Origin of the sequence: Ancylobacter gelatini (genome assembly GCF_022601675.1) — a bacterium.
Lineage (GTDB): Bacteria > Pseudomonadota > Alphaproteobacteria > Rhizobiales > Xanthobacteraceae > Ancylobacter > Ancylobacter gelatini.
Map to the genome: position 1 here is coordinate 263325 of NZ_JAKVIL010000005.1, position 21419 is coordinate 284743.

General features: G+C 68.8%; 23 protein-coding genes. 15 read left to right on the forward strand and 8 right to left on the reverse strand.

Annotation, left to right across the window (positions count from 1 at the left end; all coding sequences use genetic code 11):
- Position 1 precedes the first annotated feature (1 nt).
- The 13 genes from MKI84_RS11400 (at position 2) to MKI84_RS11460 (ending at position 12976) form a co-directional block, all read left to right on the forward strand.
- The gene (locus MKI84_RS11400) at positions 2-436 is read left to right on the forward strand and encodes a Fur family transcriptional regulator (RefSeq protein WP_241619567.1); all 435 of its coding nucleotides are present in this window, start codon (positions 2-4) and stop codon (positions 434-436) included.
- 6 nt (positions 437-442) lie between these two features.
- Positions 443-1228: a lyso-ornithine lipid O-acyltransferase gene (gene olsA / locus MKI84_RS11405; protein WP_241619568.1), complete on the forward strand. Its 786-nt coding sequence runs from the start codon at positions 443-445 to the stop codon at positions 1226-1228.
- A gap of 221 nt (positions 1229-1449) precedes the next feature.
- A complete protein-coding gene (gene miaB / locus MKI84_RS11410; protein WP_241619569.1) occupies positions 1450-2883 on the forward strand; it encodes a tRNA (N6-isopentenyl adenosine(37)-C2)-methylthiotransferase MiaB in 1434 nt (477 codons plus the stop codon).
- A gap of 122 nt (positions 2884-3005) precedes the next feature.
- Positions 3006-4025, forward strand: coding sequence for a PhoH family protein (locus MKI84_RS11415; RefSeq protein ID WP_241619571.1), 1020 nt, complete (start codon positions 3006-3008; stop codon positions 4023-4025).
- Complete coding sequence (gene ybeY / locus MKI84_RS11420; RefSeq protein ID WP_241619572.1) at positions 4022-4540, forward strand: rRNA maturation RNase YbeY; 519 nt, start codon at positions 4022-4024, stop codon at positions 4538-4540. The genes MKI84_RS11415 and ybeY overlap by 4 nt, the downstream gene beginning before the upstream one ends.
- A gap of 24 nt (positions 4541-4564) precedes the next feature.
- Positions 4565-5803, forward strand: a complete 1239-nt coding sequence (locus MKI84_RS11425) for a transporter associated domain-containing protein (protein ID WP_241619573.1) — start codon at positions 4565-4567, stop codon at positions 5801-5803.
- Between the two features lie 79 nt (positions 5804-5882).
- Positions 5883-7481, forward strand: a complete 1599-nt coding sequence (gene lnt / locus MKI84_RS11430; RefSeq protein WP_241619653.1) for an apolipoprotein N-acyltransferase — start codon at positions 5883-5885, stop codon at positions 7479-7481.
- Positions 7482-7587: 106 nt separating this feature from the next.
- Positions 7588-7995 (forward strand): helix-turn-helix domain-containing protein, encoded by a 408-nt coding sequence (locus MKI84_RS11435; RefSeq protein ID WP_241619654.1) that lies wholly within the window; start codon positions 7588-7590, stop codon positions 7993-7995.
- A 114-nt stretch (positions 7996-8109) separates the two neighbouring features.
- Complete coding sequence (gene metK / locus MKI84_RS11440; RefSeq protein WP_241619574.1) at positions 8110-9303, forward strand: methionine adenosyltransferase; 1194 nt, start codon at positions 8110-8112, stop codon at positions 9301-9303.
- Positions 9304-9408: 105 nt separating this feature from the next.
- A complete protein-coding gene (trmB, locus tag MKI84_RS11445; RefSeq protein WP_241619575.1) occupies positions 9409-10119 on the forward strand; it encodes a tRNA (guanine(46)-N(7))-methyltransferase TrmB in 711 nt (236 codons plus the stop codon).
- 83 nt (positions 10120-10202) lie between these two features.
- On the forward strand, positions 10203-10553 hold the full coding sequence (locus MKI84_RS11450) for a hypothetical protein (protein ID WP_241619577.1): 351 nt from the start codon (positions 10203-10205) through the stop codon (positions 10551-10553).
- Complete coding sequence (locus MKI84_RS11455) at positions 10553-10987, forward strand: phage holin family protein (RefSeq protein ID WP_241619578.1); 435 nt, start codon at positions 10553-10555, stop codon at positions 10985-10987. Before MKI84_RS11450 ends, MKI84_RS11455 begins: the two co-directional genes overlap by 1 nt.
- A gap of 204 nt (positions 10988-11191) precedes the next feature.
- Entirely contained in the window at positions 11192-12976 is a 1785-nt protein-coding gene (locus MKI84_RS11460; RefSeq protein ID WP_425353832.1) for a tetratricopeptide repeat protein, read from the forward strand.
- Between the two features lie 24 nt (positions 12977-13000).
- Here the strand turns inward: MKI84_RS11460 and MKI84_RS11465 are convergent, their stop codons facing one another.
- From MKI84_RS11465 to MKI84_RS11475, 3 genes are all read right to left on the reverse strand, one after another.
- The gene (locus MKI84_RS11465; RefSeq protein WP_241619580.1) at positions 13001-13426 is read right to left on the reverse strand and encodes a DoxX family protein; all 426 of its coding nucleotides are present in this window, start codon (positions 13424-13426) and stop codon (positions 13001-13003) included.
- Positions 13427-13640: 214 nt separating this feature from the next.
- Positions 13641-14120 (reverse strand): hypothetical protein, encoded by a 480-nt coding sequence (locus MKI84_RS11470; RefSeq protein WP_241619581.1) that lies wholly within the window; start codon positions 14118-14120, stop codon positions 13641-13643.
- Between the two features lie 205 nt (positions 14121-14325).
- Positions 14326-15558 (reverse strand): MFS transporter, encoded by a 1233-nt coding sequence (locus MKI84_RS11475; protein WP_241619582.1) that lies wholly within the window; start codon positions 15556-15558, stop codon positions 14326-14328.
- A 342-nt stretch (positions 15559-15900) separates the two neighbouring features.
- Between MKI84_RS11475 and MKI84_RS11480 the strand changes: the two genes are divergently transcribed.
- Positions 15901-16572, forward strand: a complete 672-nt coding sequence (locus tag MKI84_RS11480) for a L,D-transpeptidase (RefSeq protein ID WP_241619584.1) — start codon at positions 15901-15903, stop codon at positions 16570-16572.
- 4 nt (positions 16573-16576) lie between these two features.
- Here MKI84_RS11480 and MKI84_RS11485 read toward each other — a convergent pair whose 3' ends face one another.
- The 5 genes from MKI84_RS11485 to MKI84_RS11505 form a co-directional block, all read right to left on the reverse strand.
- Positions 16577-17083: a tyrosine phosphatase family protein gene (locus MKI84_RS11485; protein ID WP_241619585.1), complete on the reverse strand. Its 507-nt coding sequence runs from the start codon at positions 17081-17083 to the stop codon at positions 16577-16579.
- Positions 17080-17733 (reverse strand): YfbR-like 5'-deoxynucleotidase, encoded by a 654-nt coding sequence (locus MKI84_RS11490; protein WP_425353833.1) that lies wholly within the window; start codon positions 17731-17733, stop codon positions 17080-17082. The genes MKI84_RS11485 and MKI84_RS11490 overlap by 4 nt, the downstream gene beginning before the upstream one ends.
- A complete protein-coding gene (locus tag MKI84_RS11495; protein WP_241619586.1) occupies positions 17730-18341 on the reverse strand; it encodes a DNA-3-methyladenine glycosylase I in 612 nt (203 codons plus the stop codon). The genes MKI84_RS11490 and MKI84_RS11495 overlap by 4 nt, the downstream gene beginning before the upstream one ends.
- A 1-nt stretch (position 18342) precedes the next feature.
- A complete protein-coding gene (ygfZ, locus tag MKI84_RS11500; RefSeq protein WP_241619587.1) occupies positions 18343-19188 on the reverse strand; it encodes a CAF17-like 4Fe-4S cluster assembly/insertion protein YgfZ in 846 nt (281 codons plus the stop codon).
- 115 nt (positions 19189-19303) lie between these two features.
- Positions 19304-20101, reverse strand: a complete 798-nt coding sequence (locus MKI84_RS11505; protein ID WP_241619588.1) for a Crp/Fnr family transcriptional regulator — start codon at positions 20099-20101, stop codon at positions 19304-19306.
- Positions 20102-20343: 242 nt separating this feature from the next.
- Between MKI84_RS11505 and MKI84_RS11510 the strand changes: the two genes are divergently transcribed.
- The gene (locus tag MKI84_RS11510) at positions 20344-21384 is read left to right on the forward strand and encodes a sensor histidine kinase (protein WP_342593630.1); all 1041 of its coding nucleotides are present in this window, start codon (positions 20344-20346) and stop codon (positions 21382-21384) included.
- Positions 21385-21419 lie beyond the last annotated feature (35 nt).

Below are 21419 nucleotides of genomic sequence, written 5' to 3' on the forward strand. Positions count from 1 at the left end.
TATGAACGACGAGAAGCCGACCGCCATCGAGGATGCCTGCGTCACGCTCGGCCTGCGCATGACCGACCAGCGGCGCGTCATCGCGCGCGTGATCGCCGACGCGCAGGACCATCCCGATGTCGAGGAACTGCACCGGCGCGCGGCGGCGGTCGATGACCGGATCTCCATCTCCACCGTCTACCGCACGGTGAAGCTGTTCGAGGATGCCGGCATCATCGAGCGCCACGATTTCCGCGACGGCCGCTCGCGCTACGAGCCGGTGCCCGACGAGCACCATGACCATTTGATCGACATCCGCTCCGGCCATGTCGTCGAGTTCCGCTCCGAGGAGATCGAGCATCTTCAGGAAGAGATCGCCCGCAAGCTCGGCTACAAGCTGATCGGCCACCGGCTGGAGCTTTACGGCGTGCCGCTCGACGCCAAGAAGAAGGGCTGAGCCCCCGTGCGCACGGCCAGCCTTCGTGCCTGGCTGGTGCTGGTGCCGGTCGTGGCGCTCACCCTTGTCGGCATTCCCCTGCAGGCCGGCGCCGTGGCGCTGAAGCTGAAGGCGCGGCGGCGGATTCCGGTGCTCTATCATCGCGCGGTGCTGGCGCTGATCGGGATAAGGGTGCGCGTCACCGGCGCGCCGGTGCCGGCCCGGCCGCTGCTCCTTGTCGCCAATCACGTCTCCTGGCTCGATATCTGCGTGCTCGGCGCGCAGTTCCCGCTGTGCTTCGTCGCCAAGAGCGAGGTCGGCCGCTGGCCCGGCATCGGGCTGCTGGCCAGGCTGCAGCGCACGGTCTTCGTCGACCGCACGGCGCGCGCCGCCACCGGCCGCGCGGCTGGGGAGATCGCCGGCCGGCTCGGCGACGGCGACCCGGTGGTGCTGTTCGCCGAGGGCACCTCCAGCGACGGCAACCGTGTGCTCGCCTTCCGCTCCGCCCTGCTCGGCGCGGCGAGCCGGGGCGCCGGCGAGCACGCGGCCGTCCAGCCGCTGGCCATCGCCTATGTCGCGCAAGGCGGGGTGTCGCTCGGGCGCACGCGCCGCCCGCTGGTCGCCTGGTATGGCGACATGGACCTCGCCGCGCACCTGATGGAAGTGCTGCGGCGCGGCACGCTCGATGTCGAACTGCGCTTCGGCGAGGTGATCGACGCTGGCAACCGCAAGGCGGCGGCGGGCGAGGCCGAGCGCCGGGTGCGCGCCATGCTCGCCCGCTCGCTGAACCCGCGCGTCGATTCAGGGCATTAACCCCCGCTTTACTTCTGGCGGCCGCATTCCCTTTTGGCGGGAATCCGGCTACACAGGAATGAGGTGTCACCGATCGGAGACGTGGACGATCTCAAGCTGGGAACGAGCGGCGAATAGCGGGGGCGCCTCATTGGCGGCGCATCTGACGCGCGCAATGTTTTCAAGGGATTTGACCGGCCTCTCGCTTGCCGAGACGGTGCGGCACAGCTCGATCGACACGCATGAGTGAACCGCGCAAACTTTATATCAAGTCCTTCGGCTGCCAGATGAACGTCTATGACGCCCAGCGCATGACGGATCAGCTCGCGCATGAGGGTTATGTCGAGACACAGACGGCGGAGGACGCCGATCTGGTCATTCTCAACACCTGCCATATCCGCGAGAAGGCCGCCGAGAAGGTCTATTCCGAGCTTGGCCGGCTGCGCAAAAGCCAGGACGAGCTGGGCCGCCGCCAGATGGTCGCGGTCGCCGGCTGCGTGGCGCAGGCCGAAGGCGCGGAAATCATCAAGCGCGCCCGCTCGGTCGACCTGGTGGTCGGCCCGCAGAGCTACCACAAGCTGCCCGAGCTGATCGCGCAGGCCGAGCTTCGCGGCTCGAATCGCCGCGCGGGCATCGTCGAGACCGAGTTCCCGGTCGAGGACAAGTTCGACCATCTCGCCGCCCCCTCGCGCGCGGCCATCGCCAAGCGTGGCCCCACCGCCTTCGTCACCGTGCAGGAAGGCTGCGACAAATTCTGCACCTTCTGCGTGGTGCCCTATACGCGCGGGGCGGAAGTCTCGCGGCCGGTGGCGAAGATCGTCGAGGAAGTGCGCCGCCTCGCCGATGGCGGCGTGCGCGAGGTCACGCTGATCGGGCAGAACGTCAACGCCTATCACGGCGAGGACGCGGCCGGCCGGCCGGTGAATCTTCCGGGGCTCATCCGCGCCATCGTCGAGGTGCCGGGCATCGCCCGCGTGCGCTACACCACCAGCCACCCGCGCGACATGGACGAGGAACTGATCGCCGCCCATCGCGATCTGCCCCAGCTCATGCCCTATCTGCACCTGCCGGTGCAGTCCGGCTCCAACCGCATTCTGGCGGCGATGAACCGCAAGCATGACCGCGAGCTGTTCTTCGAGACCGTGGAGCGCGTGCGCGCGGCGCGTCCCGACATCGCCTTCTCCTCGGATTTCATCGTCGGCTTCCCCGGCGAGACCGACGAGGATTTTGCCGACACCATGGACCTCGTGGAGAAGGTGCGCTTCGCTGGCGCCTTCTCGTTCAAATATTCCCCGCGTCCCGGCACGCCGGCCGCGACCATGGCCGGCCAGCTTCCCGAAGAGGTGAAGTCGCAGCGCATCTACGCGCTGCAGGCCCTGCTCGACCGGCAGAAGGCGGAATTCGACGCAGCCTGCCGTGGCCGGCGCTTCGACATTCTGCTGGAAAAGCACGGCAAGCTGCCGGGCCAGCTCATCGGCCGCTCGCCCTGGCTCCAGTCCGTGGTGGTGCTGGCGCCGCCGGAGGCGATCGGCACGCTCGCCACCGTCGAGGTGCGCGAGGTGTCCACCAAGAGCATGTCGGGGCAGATCCTCGGCGGCGAATTCTTCGACGGCCGCGGCGAACCCGCGGCCCGGTTCATGGGTTCCATTGGGCAGAGCGAGAAAGTGGAGGCATAAGCGTGCGTCGATCCGGGTCTGATTCCGATCGTGCCTTGGTAAGTGCCCGTGCGGGAACCACAACGGCCGGGACCCGCCCGCCCCGAACGCCCGCCTCCTCCTCCGACACAACGGCACGCTGGATGACACCCACCGTCGACGCCACCAACCAGACCGTCCTCGCCTTCGACGACAACAGGCTCGCCAGCCTGCTGTTCGGCCATTACGGCCAGAACCTCGCTTTGATCGAGCGTCGGCTGGAAATCGTGGCCGAGCAGCGCGGCAACCATGTCACGCTGGAGGGCCCGCGCGAGGCCTGCGATCAGGCGCGCCATGTGCTGGAGACGCTCTATGCCCGGCTGAAGAAGGGCGGCGAGATCGCCCCCGGTGATGTCGAGGGCGTGCTGCGCGAGGCCGCCAGCCAGGGCTTCCTGTTCGATTTCGACCCCGCCGCGCGCAAGCAGAGCTTCGACGAGATCCAGCTCCGCCGCCGCCCGGTGCGCGCCCGCACCGCCGCGCAGGACGCCTATATCCGCGCGCTCAAGCGCCAGACGCTGGTGTTCGGCGTCGGCCCGGCCGGCACCGGCAAGACCTGGCTCGCCGTCGCCTATGCCGTGCACCTGCTGGAGCGGCGGGTGGTGGACAAGATCATCCTGTCGCGCCCGGCGGTGGAGGCCGGGGAACGGCTCGGCTTCCTGCCCGGCGACATGAAAGAGAAGGTCGACCCCTATCTGCGTCCGATCTATGATGCGCTCCACGACCTGATGGACCGCGCCTTCGTCGAGCGGGCGCTGACCTCCGGCGAGATCGAGATCGCGCCGCTGGCCTTCATGCGCGGCCGCACGCTGGCCAATGCCTGCGTCATCCTCGACGAGGCGCAGAACACGACGTCGATGCAGATGAAGATGTTCCTGACCCGTCTGGGCGAGAATTCGCACATGATCATCACCGGCGACCCGAGCCAGATCGACCTGCCTCCCGGCCAGACCTCGGGCCTTGCCGAGGCCGTCGGGCTGCTCGGCGAGGTCGAGGGTGTCGAGGTGTGCCACTTCAACGCCGCCGACGTGGTGCGCCACGAACTGGTCGGGCGCATCGTCGCCGCCTATGACACCAAGGCCGCGACCGACCGCGCCGCCGCCATCGCGAAGGTGCCGCCGCGATGAGCGAGCGCCCCGCCATCGAGATCGACGTGCTGGTGGAGGCGCCCGCCTGGGATGCCGTGCCCGACGCCGAAAGTCTCGTGACGCGGGCGGTGATCGCGGCCTGCGAGGGCGCGGCCACCGAGTATGAGCTGGACATCGAGGGGGCGGAGATCGCGGTGATGCTCACCGACGATGCCGGCATCCGCGCGCTCAACCGCGACTGGCGCGGCAAGGACAAGGCGACCAATGTCCTGTCCTTCCCCACGCCGGAGGTGGCGCGGCGCGGCGGCGATCCCCATCTCGGCGACATCGCCATCGCCATCGAGACCCTTGAGCGCGAGGCGACGAGCGAGGCCAAGCCCTTCGCCGACCATCTCGTGCACCTCGCGGTGCACGGCACGCTGCACCTGCTCGGCTATGACCACGAGGTCCCCGAGGAGGCGGAGGAGATGGAGGCGATGGAGCGCGCGGTGCTCGCATCGCTTGGCGTGCCCGATCCCTATGCCGAAACCGAACCCGTATCTCAGGCGTCCTAGAAGAAGGCCAGAAGAAGCAAGGCTATGTCCGACCCCGTTCCCCATACCTCGCCCTCCGCTGCCGACAATTCCGGCAGCGAGGGGCCAAGTAGTCCCACCGCCGGCCCGCGACGCACCGGCGAGGTTCGCGCGACCGACCCTCGCGGCGGCCTGATCGATCGGCTTCGCGGCCTGATCGGCGGCTGGCGCTCCACCGGCTCGCTGCGCAGCGACCTCGCCGAGGTGCTTGCCGCCAACTCCGATGCCGGCGCGGACCTGACCGCGACCGAGCGCTCCATGCTCAAGAGCATTCTGGAGCTGCGCGAGCTGCGCATCGGCGACGTGATGGTGCCCCGCGCGGACATCGTGGCGGTGCAGAAGGACATTTCGCTGGGCGAACTGCTCGCCGTCTTCGCCGATGCCGGCCATTCCCGCCTCGTGGTCTATGACGACACGCTCGACGACCCGGTCGGCATGGTCCACATCCGCGACCTCGTGACCTATCTCACCCAGCGCGCCATGTCCGCCCGCCCCGGCGCCGCCCGCTCCGCTGCCAGGGACGCCGTCACGCGGGACGCGGCCCCCCGGGACAGCGACGAGCGCGTGGGCGAGCGCGCGCCGCGCGGCAAGGCGCTGGTGCCCGCCTTCAATCTCAAGGCGATCGACCTGTCGGCCTCGCTGTCTTCCGCCAAGCTGATCCGCCGCCTGCTGTTCGTGCCGCCCTCCATGCCCTCGATCGAGCTGCTGGCCAGCATGCAGGCGAGCCGCATCCATCTGGCCTTGGTCATCGACGAATATGGCGGAACCGACGGCATCGTCTCGATGGAAGATCTGGTCGAGGAGATCGTCGGCGACATCGAGGACGAGCACGATGACGACGAGACCCCGCTGATCGCCCGCCAGCCGGACGGCAGCTTCATCGCCGACGCCCGCGCCAATCTCGAAGACGTGGCCGAGGAGGTCGATCCCGCCTTCGCCGCCGGTGAAGAGGCCGAGGAGGTCGACACGCTGGGCGGCCTTCTGGTCACGCTCGCCGGCCGCGTGCCGGTGCGTGGCGAGATCGTCGCCGGGCCCGGCGGTTTCGAGATCGAGGTGCTGGACGCCGATCCGCGCCGGGTGAAGCGCCTGCGCATCGCCGCCGCGCGCGGCGCGGCCGACCGGGTGGCCGTCCGCGAGGACGAGCCCGCCCTGCGCGGACGCCCGGTTCCCGGCAGCCTGCCGCCGCCCGCCGAACAGGCCGGCGCGCATCATTCGGCATCCGCGCGCGGCCCGGATGCCGCCTGAAGCGCCGGGCGAGGCCGGGCGGGTGGCCCTTGAAGCCCCGCGCCCGGCTCCGGCCACCGGGCGGATCGGCCGTGCCCTGATGGGCCTGCCGCAGCGCCTGCGCCGCCTGTCGACGCGAAAGCGCGGCGGGCTGGCTTTTCTGGCCGGCGCGGTCTCCGCGCTTGCCATGCCGCCCTTCTCGCTCTGGCCGCTGCTGGCGCTGACACTGCCGCTGCTGGTGCTGCTGCTGGACGTCGCGCTGGAGGGTCGCCCGGCGCGCGCGCGGCTATGGCCCGGCTTCGCCACCGGCTGGCTGTTCGGCATGGGCTATTTCCTCGCCGGCCTGTGGTGGATCGGGCAGGCCTTCCTGGTTCAGGCCGACGCCTTCGCCTGGCTGATGCCGTTTGCGGTGCTGGCGCTGCCGGCGGGGCTGGCCTTGTTTACCGGCCTTGGCTGCGCGCTCGCCGCGCTGGGCTGGGGCGGAAGCCGGGGCCGCATCCTGCTGCTGGCGGGCGCGCTCACCCTTGCCGAGTGGCTGCGCGGCACCGTGCTCACCGGCTTCCCCTGGAACAATTTCGGCTATGCGCTGGCGAATGATCTGAGGCTGGCGCAGGCGGCTTCCGTGGTCGGCCTTTACGGCCTGTGCGTGATCGCGCTGGCGACGCTGGCCTCTCCCGCGGCGCTGTTCGGCGCCCGAGGCGGCATCAAGGCCCGCCTTGGCCCGCCGCTGCTCGCCGCGCTGGTGCTGGCCGTCCTGTGGGGCGCCGGCGCCTGGCGGCTCGCCACCACGCCCACCACCTTCGTGCCGGATGTGAAGCTGCGCCTGATGCAGCCCGACCTGCCGCAGGACCAGAAATTTCGCTACGACGCCCGCCGCTCGGTGATGGACCTCTACATCGCCACCAGCCAGCAGCCGGGCGGGCTTGCCGGCATCACTCATCTGATCTGGCCGGAATCGGCGTTTCCGTTCTTTCTGGAACGTGAGCCCGAGGCGCTGGCGCGGCTGCGCGGCCTGCTCGGGCCGACCGGCACCCGGCTCATCACCGGCGCCGCCCGCATGGAGCCGCGCCCGGGCCAGCCGAGGCCGGACGCCTATAACAGCCTGCGCGTGCTGGGCCCGGACGGCACCTTCCTCGCGACCGCGGACAAGGTGCATCTCGTTCCGTTCGGCGAATATCTGCCGTTCCAGGACACCATGGAATGGCTCGGCTTCGAGCAGCTGACCCGCCAGCGCGGCGGCTTCTCGGCGGCGCCGCGCCGCGAGCTTATGGCGATTCCCGGCCTGCCGCCGGCGGTACCGCTCATCTGCTACGAGGCGATTTTCCCCGGCCGGATCCTGCCCGACGACCTGGCTCCGGACGCCCGCCCCGGCTTTCTTCTCAATGTCAGCAACGATGCATGGTTCGGCATTACGCCGGGTCCCTACCAGCATTTCGAGCAGGCGCGCCTGCGTGCCGTAGAGGAAGGCCTGCCTCTGGTGCGGGCCACGAATAACGGTATTTCCGCGATCGTCGATCCGCTGGGTCGAATCACCGGGATGCTACCATTAGGTGTACGCGGCACCCTCGATGGAGCGCTCCCGGAACCGGGGAAAACGACTATTTATTCGAGAGTTGGCAGCTCGATACCACCGCTTCTTGTACTTTTGTGCCTAATCGTGACAATTATGCTGCAACGCCGTTATGCACGCGGAGATTGATCGACGATGCCCCACGCTTTGCCTAGACTAGCCGGGTATGAGGCAGCGCTTCCCTTCTCCTTGCCGGAGCAGGGGGGCATTTTTTTGCTTGAGGCTGGGGAAGATGATGACCAAGAAGTCTCCCAATCCAATTGACAGACATGTCGGAAGTCGCGTCCGGATGCGGCGGATGATGGTCGGGATGAGTCAGGAGAAACTTGGAGAGAGCTTGGGAATCACTTTCCAGCAGATTCAAAAATACGAAAAAGGCACCAATCGCATCGGCGCGAGCCGCCTGCAGAACATTTCCAGCGTGCTGAGCGTCCCCGTGGCTTTCTTCTTCGAGGGCGCACCGACCGGCACCGCTGGCGACGGCTTCGCCGAGGATGCCTCGCCCGCCTATGTCAACGATTTCCTCGCGACCTCCGAGGGCCTCGCCTTGACCCGCGCCTTTACCCGGATCGCCGATCCCAAGGTGAGGCGGCGCATCGTCGACCTCGTGGAATCCCTCGCGGACGCTCCCGCCGCCGGCTGAGGCGTTCTTTTTTCCGAACGCGTTCGCCAAAATTCTTGACCCTTCCGCCGGCGCTTGCCAGAACACCAGCGCCGGCTTTCCCTTTGCGCCGGCAGATATCCGAGGAGCCGACGCGTGTCCCGCCAAGACTATCTGTTCACCAGCGAATCCGTTTCCGAAGGCCACCCCGACAAGGTTTGCGACCGCATCTCCGATGAAGTGGTCGACGCCTTTTTCCGCCTCGGGCCGGAATTCGGCTGGGATCCGAGCCATCTGCGCGTCGCTTCCGAGACGCTGGCCACCACCAACCGCGTCGTGATCGCGGGCGAGACCCGCGGACCCGCGCAGATCACCCACGACCTCATCGTCCACCTCGCGCGGCTTGCCATCAAGGATATCGGCTACGAGCAGGAAGGCTTCCACTGGCAGGATGCCGACATCGAGGTGCTGCTGCACGCCCAGTCGGCCGACATCGCGCAGGGCGTCGATTCGGCCAGTAACAAGGACGAGGGCGCGGGCGACCAGGGCATCATGTTCGGCTATGCCTGCCGCGAGACCCCGGAGCTGATGCCGGCCCCGATCTTCTACGCCCACAAGATCCTGAAGCGCCTCGCCGAGGCCCGCCATTCCGGCGAGAGCACCGTGCTCGGCCCGGACGCCAAGAGCCAGGTCACCGTGCGCTATGAGGGCGGCAAGCCGGTCGAGGTCACGCAGATCGTGCTCTCCACCCAGCACCTCGACGCCGACCTGTCGTCGCACGACGTTCAGTCGATCGTGGAACCCTATATTCGCGAGACGCTGCCCCAGGGCTGGATCACCCCCTCCACCGTCTGGCACGTCAACCCGACCGGCAAGTTCGTCATCGGCGGTCCCGACGGTGATTGCGGCCTCACCGGCCGCAAGATCATCGTGGACACCTATGGCGGCGCGGCGCCCCATGGCGGCGGCGCCTTTTCCGGCAAGGACCCGACCAAGGTCGACCGCTCGGCCGCCTATGCCGCGCGCTACCTCGCCAAGAACGTGGTCGCCGCCGGCCTTGCCGACCGCGCCACCATCCAGCTCGCCTATGCCATCGGCGTCTCCGACCCGCTGGCGATCTATGTCGACCTGCACGGCACCGGCCAGGTCGAGGAAGCCAGGCTCGAAAAGATCCTGCGCGAGGTGATGAACCTGCGTCCGCGCGGTATTCGCGAGCATCTCGCCCTCAACAAGCCGATCTATGCGCGCACCGCCGCCTATGGCCATTTCGGCCGTCCGGCGGAAGAGGATGGCGGCTTCTCCTGGGAGCGCACCGACCTCGCCGACGCCATCAAGGCCGCCGTGGCCTGAGCACCGGCCGATTGCCTGATCCGGCAACGACGTTTAAGCGGGGCGGACCCAGATCCGCCCCGTTTCGTTTATCGACCGTCTCAAGAGCCGCCGCCGCTTCGTGACATGACCGCCGATCCCGACGACACCGCCCCCGCCCGCCGCGACGCCGCCTTCTATGGACGGCGCAAGGGCAAGCCGCTGCGCGCCGCGCAGGCCGCGAGCATGGACAGCGACCTGCCGCGCCTCGCCGTGCCGCTGGACGCACTCGCCGGCCAGCCGCTCGCCGCGCTGTTTCCCCGCCCCATGACCGCGTTCCGGCTGGAAATCGGCTTCGGCGGCGCCGAGCACCTGATGAGCGAGGCCAAGCGCCATCCCGATATCGGCTACATCGGCGCGGAAGCCTTTCTCAACGGCATCGCCAAGGCGACGGTCGCGGTCGCCGAGGCCGGGCTCGACAATATCCGCCTGCATGGCGACGATGTGGTGCCGCTGCTGGAGCGCCTGCCGGACGCCTGCCTCGACCGGGTGGACCTGCTCTATCCCGATCCGTGGCACAAGCGCCGGCACTGGAAGCGTCGCTTCGTGCAGGCCGACAATATCGGGCGCATCGCCCGGGTGCTGAAGCCGGGCGGGCGCTTCCGCTTCGCCACCGACATCGAGAGCTACGCCGCCTGGACGCTGCGCCAGATGCTGGCCGATCCGCGCTTCGAATGGACCGCGCGCCGCGCCGACGACTGGCGCCTGCCCTGGGCCGGCTGGCCCGGCACCCGTTATGAGGCCAAGGCCATCCGCGAGGGCCGCACGCCCGGATATTATGAGTTCCTGCGCACCTGAACACCGCCTATCATGGCGGAACCTACCGTGATGCCGCCGCGTTGAAGGGACAGCATCACCGATGATTGCTCAGGAGAACCATCATGGCCGAACCCGACGCGCAGAATGATTTCGCCAAGTTGAGCGAGGATCTGGCGGTCCTGAGGGCGGATGTCGCCAAGCTCGCCGAAACCCTGTCGCTCATGGCCAAGGCCGAGGGCGAAGCCGTTACCGACGCGGTGAGGCAGAAGGTTCGCGCCGGCGCGGCGAGGGCCGAAGCCACCGCCTCCGGCCTGCTCGAAGAAGGCACCGCCGCCTATGAGGAAGCCAAGGCCCGCGCGCAGGGGCTCACCAGCGAGCTCGGCTCCACCATCGAGCGCAACCCGCTCAGCGCCGTCGCCGCGGCGCTCGGCATCGGCTTCCTGTTCGGCCTGCTGACGCGGGGCCGCAACTGATGCTGCGCTTCATCCTGTCGCTTGCCGGCGTCGAGCTCGACCGCGCCCTGCGCCGGGCGGCGGGAACCGCGATTCTGTTCGCGATCGGCGCGCTGCTGCTTGGCGGCGCGCTGGTTGCGCTTCTGGTCGCTCTGTTCATCGCGCTGGCCGATGCCTATGACCCGGTGGTCGCGGCATTGCTCATCGCCGCCATCTCCTTCATCGGCGCAACCGTGCTGCTGATTCTCGGCTATGCGCGGCTGCGCCGTCCCGCTCCGCGCCCGGGCTATGGCTTCAACCCGCTGGCCGGTCTCGGCCCGGTGGCGCCTCCGCCGACGGCGGCCCCGCTCACCGGCGAGCTTCCGCCGTCCACCCCGCGGGTCGGCAGCGGCACCATTCTCGGCATTGCAGCCGGCGCGGCACTGCTCGGCCTTATTCTTGGCCGACGCATCTGAAATCCTGCACGCTCGGCAGTGCGGATTGCTTGGTACCGGCGCGCGGCTTGCGGTTGCGGGCGCGCGCAAAAAGGACCAATCTGCCCGCGAGCGCCGAACCGCGAACCGTCAAGGGTTCGCGGTGCCCATGCGCTGCAGGAGGTTTCCGACTTGACGTCTCGACGTTTGCCGCTGCGGCCGGGAGCGGCCATCATCGCCGCGCTCATGGGGCCGGTTTTCGCGTTCGGCTCCATCAGCCCCGCCTTTGCCGAAGCTCCGCCCCCCGGATTGATCGCGCGCTCCTCGCCCGCCGGTAATTACCTTGCGGCACGCCTGGCCGTGTCCGAACGCGATACCACTGCGGCGGCGGCCTATTACCGTGCGCTCGTGCAGGCCTTCCCGCGCAATGGCGAGATTCTGGAACGCGGTTTCCTGATCATGCTCGCCGACGGCTCGATCGACGAGGCCGTCGACCTCGCACAGCGCATCGTGCGCATCGATCCCGAGCACGGGCTGGCGCGGCTGGTGCTTGGCGTGCGCGCCATCAAGGCCAAGCAGTACATCACCGCGCGCTCCAATCTGAAGCGCGCCGGTCAGGACGCCATCGCCAAGCTCAACGAGACGCTGCTCACCGCCTGGAGCCAGTACGGCTCCGGCAATCCGCGCGCCGGCGTCACCGCCATCGAGGCGCTGCAGGGCCCGGAATGGTATTCCGGCTTCAAGGACTACAATGCGGGCCTGCTGCTGGAGCTTGCCGGTTCCAAGAAAGAGGCCGGCCAGAAGCTCGCCGAGGCGCTGAAGATCGATTCGCGCACGCTGCGCGTGGTCGACGCCTATGCCCGCTGGGCCTCGCGCAGCGGCAACAAGCAGCTCGCCATCGAGACCTATGAGAATTTCGACAAGCTGCTGCCGGACGATCCGCTGGTTAGCCAGTCGCTGGAGGCGCTGCGCGCCGGCAAGACGTTGCCCGCGCTGATCACCTCGCCGCAGGCCGGCGCCGCCGAGGTGTTCTACGGCCTCGGTTCCGCGCTCGGCCGGCAGGGCGAGGAGGACCTCGCGCTGATCTATCTCCAGCTCGGCCGCTGGCTCGATCCCTCGCACCCGCTGATCAACATCACGCTGGCCAATCTCTACGAGAACCTGAAGAAGCACGACGAGGCGATCGCGCTGTTCCGCGCGGTGCCCAAGGATTCGCCGTTCCGCGAGAACGCCGACATCCAGCTCGGCCTCAATCTCGACGCCGCCGGCGATTTCGCCGCGGCCCGCACCGCGCTGGAGACGGTGGTCGCCAACAACCCGAAGGACGTCCGCGCCAAGATGGCGCTCGGCGACGTGCTGCGCGCCAATGACAAATATGCCGAGGCGGCCGAGGTCTATACCCACGCCATCGACCTGCTTGGCACGCCGTCGGGCAATAACTGGATGCTGTTCTATTTCCGCGGCACCGCCTATGAGCGCACCAAGCAGTGGGACAAGTCCGAGGCGGATCTGCGCAAGGCGCTGGAACTGCGCCCCGACCAGCCGCATGTGCTGAATTATCTCGGCTATTCGTGGATCGACCAGGGCGTCAATCTCGACGAGGGCATGGAGATGATCCGCAAGGCGGTGACGCTGCGTCCTGATGACGGCTTCTTCATCGACAGTCTCGGCTGGGCCTATTACCGCACCGGCAAGTACAATGAGGCGGTCGAGGAACTGGAGCGCGCGGTCGAGCTGAAGCCGAACGAATCGGTGATCAACGACCATCTCGGCGATGCCTACTGGAAGGTCGGGCGCCGGCTGGAAGCCAAGTTCAAGTGGAACCACGCCCGCGATCTCGGCGCGGAGCCGGCCGATCTGGCGCGTATCGAGCGCAAGATCGCGGTCGGGCTCGACGAGGCGGACAAGGCCGACAAGGCCGATCCCGACGCGCCGGTGATGCAGAAGACCGAACAGCCCTCGACCGAGGCGCAGAAGGCCGCGGTCGAGCCGCCGGCCGCGCCGGCAACCGAAAAGGGCGGCGGCGGCTGAGGCCGCCACCACCCCCTTCTCGTGTCACGCCGCCGCAGGGCGGCCGACGAAAAACAGCGGGCGCGAGCGCAGGGCGAACGCGCCGTCGCCCAGCAGCCAGAGCGCGAAGGAGGCGGCGATCAGGAAGCCGGGATATTCCCAGCCGCCGCCAGCCGCCGAGAACAGCCAGCCATTGCCGAGATGCGCGCTCATGGCGCCGACCATCACCGGGATCATCAGCAGCGCGACATGGCGCGCATAGATGCCGGCGACGATGAGGACGCCGCCGATCAGCTCGGCATAGATCACCGGGCCGGCCAGCGCGGCGGGCAGGCCGAGGCTGGAAAGATAGCCGGCAAAGCCGGGAATCGTGAACATGATGTACTTCAGCAGCGCATGGGAAATCCACATGGCGCCCAGCGCCAGGCGAAGCACGAACACCCCGTAAGGGGCAGAGTGAGTGTCGATCATCGTCGTCATCCGTTGCGAGGATTTTGAGGGCGATCGCCCCGTCGGGAGCGGTCAGTGAAGATGCCCTTTGATAGCCCCGCCCATTTCGCAATGCGATAGACGATATCGAACGATCATTATTGCGTTTTTGCAATTATCGCGTCAAATGCGTACCGACGGCATCGCGCTGCTCCCGCGCCACCGACTGCCGGCATCCGCCCGTTCCGTCGTATGTTCAGTGTTGGTCGTCGCCCTGCGTGGTCGCCACGCGCTCGGTGCCGGCGCCCGGACGGCGGCTCTGCGCGGCGAGCTTGGTTCGCCCGCTGCCGCCGCGCTGGAACTCGCACCACAGCCGGTCGGCACCGGCGAGATTGCCGCGGAAGCTCTGCTCGCTGGTCTTCTCCAGGTCGAAGCAGGGCTGGAACATCATGCCCTTCAGCTTGGCGCACACCGCCTCGCCCTTCACCACCAGCGTGCCGGCCGGCAGCGTCACATAGCGGGCCTTGCCCTTGCCGCGCATCTGGATGGTGCCGGCGACCGACCCGTCCTTGAGAATGCGCCCGGAACCGACCGTGCCCTCGTAGCAGCTATAGGAGAAGGTGCGGCCGATCACGAAACGCTGCGCCGTCTGCGCATCGAGCGGCTCCGCCATCGCCGGCACGGCGGGGGCGATCGCGAGGAACAGGCCCGACAGGGCAAGAGACACGGAACGCATGCGCAGGTCCATCGATGCTGGTGAGCCTTCACGATGCGCTGCGAAAGCCCTGCCTTGTCAAGGCAAAGCAACCCCGGCCGGGCGCGGGAGAAGCGCGCGCGGCCCGCACTGTGGCGCATGCGCAACGCCCCCCTGCACCACAGCACCGCCATGATGAACGGATCTGGTTAAGGACCGGCAAACAGGGCGCGCCGGTCCGGGCCGCTCACGCCGTCTGCGGACGGGCCGCGACCGGGCGCTCGACGATCGGCAGGTTGATGATCGCCGAGGCGAAGCTCAGCGCCACCGCCAGCCACCACACGAAGTCATAGGAGCCGAGCCGCTCATAGAGCACGCCGCCGAGCCACACGCCGAGAAAGCCCCCGACCTGATGGCTGAAGAAGGCGAAGCCGTAGAGCATGGCGAGGTAGCGCGTGCCAAACATCAGCATCACCAGCCCCGAGGTCGGCGGCACGGTCGACAGCCACAGCAGGCCGAGCACGATGCCGAAGCCGATCGAGGTCACCGGGGATGCCGGCAGCAGCACGAAGGCGGCGATGGCGAGCCCGCGCGCGAAATAGATGATCGCCAGCAGCCAGCGCCGCGACATCCGGCTCGACAGCCAGCCCGAGGACAGCGAGCCCACCATATTGGCGAGGCCGATCACCGCCAGCGTCCAGCCGCCGACCTGGATCGAGAGCCCGCGATCGATGAGATAGGCCGGCAGATGGGTGGTGACGAAGGCGAGCTGGAAGCCACAGGTGAAGAAGCCGAGCACGAGATAGACATAGCTCGGGTGGCGGAACGCCTGCCCCAGCGCCTCGCCGATCGACTGCCGGGGCTCGTCCAGCCTGGCCGGGGCCGGCGCCGGACTGGCGAGAGCGAGGGCGAACGGCATCACCAGCAGCATGGCGAGGCCGAAGATGGTCAGCGTCTCCTGCCAGCCGACGCTGGAGATCAGCCCGGTCGCCAGCGGCGGAAACAGGAACTGGCCGAACGAACCCGCCGCCGTCCCCGCGCCGAAGGCGATCGGCCGCATCCGCTCCGGCAGCATCTTGCCGAACGCCGCCAGCACGATGTTGAACGAGCAGCCGGACAGGCCGAAGCCGACCAGCACGCCGGCCGACAGATGCAGCAGGCCGGGCGTCGAGGCATAGGCCATCAGCCCCAGCCCGAGCGCATAGATCAGCGCGCCGACGCACAGGACGCGCACCACGCCGAACCGGTCCGCCACCGCCCCGGCGAACGGCGTGCCGAGGCCCCAGAGCAGGTTCTGGATCGCGATGGCGAGGCCGAACGTGTCGCGGCCCCAGCCATATTCACCGGTCATCGGCAGCATGAAGATGCCGGAGGAGGCGCGCGGGCCGAAGGTCAGCATGGCAATCATGCAGCCGCAGAGCAGCACGAAGAGCGGGGCGCGGGTGGCGAGGCTGGCGCGGGGCGGCGAGGCGGCGGTCATGCGGGACTCCGGCGCGGATCGGGAGGCGGCGCGGAACAGGGCGCCCGGCCCTTTTAGATAGCGGCTCCGGGACGGGGCTGGAAAATGAATAATTTAGCGGACGGCCATCAGCAATGTTCATGCATCGCGCGCCACCCCTGCGGCGCCCGGCGCGGCCTGTCCCGCCATCCTTTTGGCCGAAAAGCGTTTTCAGATACCGTCCGCGCCCCTTAATCGCGCGTTTATGATGAATCCGCGTTCATAACTTGTAGACGCGAATCATGGCATGCCGCGTTTAGGACACGGCTCATGACCAACCTCCCGGTCATGACTCTCGTCGTAAACCGAATGCCAGGATGCCTCATGCCGCTCGACCGTCGCCTGTTCCTGCTCGCCGCCTCCGCCGCGCTCGCCGGCTGCACCGCGCGGCGTGGCCCCCAGCCGCAGGCCATTGCGCCGGTCAATGCCCAGTTCGCCTCGATGTATGCCGCGATCGACACCGAGCCGTTCCCGGTGCCGGCGATCGACGTCTCGGAGATGGACCCGCGCTTCCTGAGGCAGGAGGTCGCCTATCCCACCCGCGAGCAGCCCGGCACCATCGTGGTCGACCCCAATGAGCGTCACGCCTATCTGGTGCTGGAGGGTGGCCGCGCGCTCCGCTACGGCGTCGGTGTCGGCCGCGAGGAAGGCTTCAATTTCCGCGGTGACGCGACGATCGCGCGCAAGGCGGCCTGGCCGCGCTGGACGCCGACGCTCGACATGATCCGCCGCGAGCCGGACCGCTACGGCCCCTATGCCGGCGGCCTGGCGGGCGGCCCGACCAATCCGCTCGGCCCCCGCGCGCTCTATCTCTATTCGGGCGGCAAGGACACGCTGTACCGCCTGCACGGCACCACCGAGCCGCAGACCATTGGCACCATGGTGTCCTCCGGCTGCGTGCGCTTCCTGAACCAGGACATCATCGACCTCTACAACCGCGTGCCGGTCGGCACCAAGGTCGTGGTGCTGCCGGCCGCCGCCGCTGCGGTGAGCTGAGCCCTCAATCGAGCCGGATCTCGAACGGCTCGTTCTCCATCGCCTCCGCCCCGCGCCCGATGGCGGCGATCGCCTCGACCATCCGCCCGTTGCGCCCGAGCGCGGCGTCGGCCAGCGACACCAGCAGCGCGTTGGGCGTGGCGATAGGCGAGGCCGCGCGCAGGGCGAGCGCAAGCTCCCGTTCGTCGCGTTGCGGGGCGAGCGCGCAGGCGGCGACATAGGCCGAGGCGGTGGAGCGGCTGATTCCGGCATAGCAGTGCACCACCAGCGGCGCCGCGCGGTCCCAGCGGCGGGCAAAGCCGAGGATCGCCTCGACATGCTCGGCCGAGGGGTGCACCAGCCCGTCCTGCGGCGCCACGATGTCGTTGAAGCCCACGAACAGATGGTTCTCGCGCGGAAATTCCGCCGGCAGCGTCACCGGCGTCGCGATGTTGATCACGCTCAGCACATGGCGCGCCCCGGTGCGGGTCACGGTTTCCGAAAGGCGGGAGAGCGGGCAGATATGAATCATGGCTGGGGTCCGGCGGTTTCCTCGCCGGCAATCGCGGCAAAGCGTTCGAGAAATCGTGTCTTGGCTTCCTCCGCGCTCCAGGGCGCGAGCAGGTCGCGCTCGGTGGCGGGATCAAGCGGGAAGGGCTGACCGAAGAAGCGCCGGGCCTCGCCGACCTCGAAACCGGCCAGCCGCGTCGCCTCCAGAAAGGCGCTGGCGCGGTCGGCGGCCTTGACCAGGCGGACCAGCGGCGCCGGCCAGGTCGCCGGCAGGCCGAAACGCAGGCTCACCGCCACCAGCAGCCGTGCCTCCACCGCCTTGTAGTCGCCGCCCAACACCGCCTTGAACGGCGAGATCATGTCGCCCACCACATATTCCGGCGCGTCATGCAGCAGCGTGGCGAGCCGCCAGCGCCGGTCAAGCTCTGCGCCCCGCGCCCGCGCCTGCCGTTGCGCGATCAGTTCCACCAGCACGGAATGCTGCGCGACCGAGAAGGCGTGCGGGCCACCGGTCTGCCCGTTCCAGCGCGCGACGCGGGCGAGGCCATGGGCGATGTCCTCGATCTCGATGTCGAGCGGCGAGGGGTCGATCAAATCGAGCCGCCGCCCCGACAGCATGCGCTGCCACACCCGCGCGGAAGCGGCGCGCGGGGCCGCCGGCGCCCGCGTCACGCGCGCTTCCACGGGACGTCCTCCCCCGCATGGGCGCCGTGGCGGTGGCAGGTGGCGAGATGGTCGTCGACCATGCCGACCGCCTGCATGAAGGCATAGACGATGGTCGGCCCGACAAAGTTGAAGCCGCGCTTCTTCAGCTCCTTCGACATGGCGAGCGCGGTCGGGGTCGAGACCACCGGCGTGTCGCCCTCCTTCAGCGCGCCGTCGCGCGGCGGGCCGTTCATGTCCCAGAGCAGGGCGGCGAAGCCCGGGCCCTTCTCCATGATGTCGAGGAAGACCTGCGCCGAGCGCACCGTGGAGACGATCTTGGAGCGGTTGCGCACGATGCCGGGGTCCTGCATCAGCGCCTCGATCTTTTCCGGCGAGTAGCGGGCGATGATCTCCGGCTGGAACCCGTCGAAGGCGGCGCGAAAACCGTCGCGCTTGCGCAGAATGGTGATCCAGGCGAGCCCGGCCTGGAAGCCGTCGAGGATCAGCTTCTCGAACAGCGCGCGGTCGTCATATTCCGGCACGCCCCATTCGGTGTCGTGATAGGCGACATAGAGCGGATCGCTGCCGCACCAGGCGCAGCGCGTCACGCCGTCGGGATGGAGATGGGCCTTCACGTCAGCGCTCCGTACCGGGAATGGGGAAACTCGCCCAGGCGAGCGGCTCGGGAACCAGCGCGGCGCCGGCGGCCTCGATGCCGAGCCCGGCCTCGCGCGCTTCCGCGAGACGGTCAAGCCGCACCGTCGCCAGCACGCGCCCATCGGCCCCGGAGCCGACCTGCCCCAGCGTCTTTGCCCCCGCGACCACCGGCGTGCCCGGCGCCGGGACCGGCCCGTTCACCGCGAAGGGGATCACCCGCGTGCGCGCGGTGCCGCGATGCTGCATGCGGCTGACGATTTCCTGCCCGACATAGCACCCCTTGTCGAAATCGATGCCGTGGAGCTGGTCCATGTCCGCCTCGTGCGGGAAGGCGTCGCCATAAGCGAAATCGCGCCCGCCCTCCGGCACGCCGAGTGCGATGCGGTGCGCCTGCCAGTCGGCCTCGGGCACGGTGGCAAGCCCGCCCGCCGCGCCGGCCTCGATCAGGAAGCGCCGGCCGAGCGCGGGCAGCCGCGGGTCCTCGAAGGCCGGCGCGCCCTCGGGCACCGCCGCCCCATCCCAGGCGACGCCGGCGACGAGACCGTCCACAGCCTCGATCTCGACCCTGGCGCGCAGGCGATAGAGCTTCAGCTTCTTCAGGAGTTCGGCGAGCAGCGGCGCCGGCACATCGAGCCGGAATCCGTCCTCGGGCACGGCGAGCACGAACATGTCGGCGAGAATCTTGCCCTGCGGCGCCAGCAGCGCGGCATAGCGCGCCGCGCCCGGCGCGGGCGCGCGGGCGGTGAGCAGATTGTCGAGGAAATGCGCGGCCTCGGGTCCGGCGACCCGCGCCACCGCACGGCCCTCAAGAAGCGCGATCGGCATGGAGCATGCGTCCTCGCCCGCCCGAAGCGGCGGGGTGAGGGCAGAGGTAAGCACTGAGGCCGGCAGGAGCAAGGGTGCGAGATGGGTGCAACGCGGCTTGCCGGTGCGCGCCGGCTCAGGGCCGGAAGGACGGACCGTTGGTGATGATCATGCCGTGGCCCGCCACGTCGTTGCCGGTGGGATAGACCCCTTCCAGCACGGTCTCGAAGTGCTGGCGCACCACCGCGTGGCACTGGCAGCTCATCGCCTCCAGCATCTGCGGGTCGCGGATGCGCAGCCGGGCCCGGCGCGTGTCGATCGCGCCGCTGCTGCGCAGCTCGCGGATCACCCGCCCGATATAGGAGCGGCCCACCGCGAGCATCGAGGCGAGCTGCTCCTGGGTCAGCGTCACCTCCTCGTCGCCCGTGCGGTCGAGCGCGGCGAGAAGCCATTTGGCGGTGCGCTGCTCGATGCTGTGAGCCGCGTTGCAGGCGACCGACTGGAAGATCTGCGCCAGCAGGCAGTCGGCATATCGTGCGAACAGATGACGCAGCGCGGCGGATTGGTCCTTCGCGCGTTCCAGTTCGGCGCTGTCCAGCCGCAGCATCGGCCCGCCGATCTGCACCACGGCGCGGGCATAGGCCGGCAGGCGCCCCTGGGACACGATGCCCCCCACCGCGCCCTCGCGGCCGACCAGCCCGATCTCCACCAGCCGGCCATCCTCCAGCATCACCATGAATGACACCACGGTCTGCGCGCAGGGAAAATACACCGTGCGCACGTCGTCGCCGGGCTCGTACAGCACGGCCCCGGCCGGGCGGTCCAGGCGCCGCAGACTGGATTTCAGCAGGGCGAAGTCCGCCGCGCGCAGCGCGCCCAGCAGATTATTGCCGCCGGACGAGACCGCAGCATTGGCCTGCACCACCTGATCCATCCCCGCTCCCCCAAATGATACCTGTCACCATGTACTCTGCTATGGAGACTTAACGCGGCGGATCGGGATATGTTCACTAGTGGCCAAAACTTCCGGTGCGTTGGCTCTACAAGCATACCCATGGCAGCGACCTCTTTCATATCGGCAAGCACAGACATGATCGGCAACGGCTCAGGCCCGGTCGCGGCCCCGGCCCGTACGCGGGGCTGGGCGCTAGGTTGGGCGCGGGTTGGGGCGCGTCGATGACGAAACCACCTGCCGACTCCTTCCAGCCTCCCGTCTTCTGGCGCCTGATGGACGCGGTCGAGCCGCTGCGCCGCAACCGCCTGCTCGGCGATGTCTGCGGGATCGGGCTGTTCGCCCTCGCGCTAGCCCTTCGCGCGCTGGTGGACGACGTGCTGCCGGCGGGCTTTCCGTTCCTCACCTTCTTCCCGGCCGTCATCCTGTCGACCGTCATGTTCGGGCTGCGGCCCGGCATCGTGTGCGCCGTCCTCTCCGCATTGGCGGCGTGGTACTTCTTCATCGGTCCGGCGACCGGCATGGTGCTCACCGGGCAGGCGGCGCTGGCCCTCGGCTTCTTCGCGTGCATCGCGGCGATCGACATCGCGCTGGTCCATGTCAGCTTCGCCGCCGCCGAGCGGCTGCGGCAGGAGAAGGCGGTGACCGCCAAGCTCTATGAGGAACAGCGCACCATGTTCCAGGAGCTGCAGCACCGCGTCGCCAACAACATGCAGTTCGTCGCGGCGCTGCTGATCCTGCACCGGCGCGAGGCCGCGCAGGCGCCGGAGCGCGCGCTCACCACGCTGGACGAGGCCCGCCGGCGGCTGGAGACCATCGCCCGCCTGCATCGCCGGCTTCATGATCCCGACCGGCTGGCCCTGCCGATGGAGCCCTATCTGCGTGAGCTGTGCCGCGACCTGCTGGAAGCCGCCGGCGCACGCGCCGTGGTGTGCCACGTCTCGGCCCCGGACGTCACGCTGGGCGTCGCGCGCCTCACCACCCTGTCGCTGCTGGTGGCGGAGATCGTCACCAACAGCCTGAAACATGCGTTCGGGCCGCATGGCGTCGGCGCGCTCGACGTCACGCTGAGCCGCCTCTCCTCCGGCCGCCTCGAACTCGTCATCGTGGATGACGGCCCGGGACTGCCGGATGATTTCGATCTGGAACGCAGCCCGAGCCTCGGCCTGCGCATCATCCAGGGATTGGCCGGGCAGCTCGACGGCGCGGTCCGCTTCGAAAATCGCAACGGCACGGCCGTTCTGGTCGAGTTCAGCGCGGCCTGACACGGGGGCAGGCCGTTCGCGGCTCGCAAAAAGCG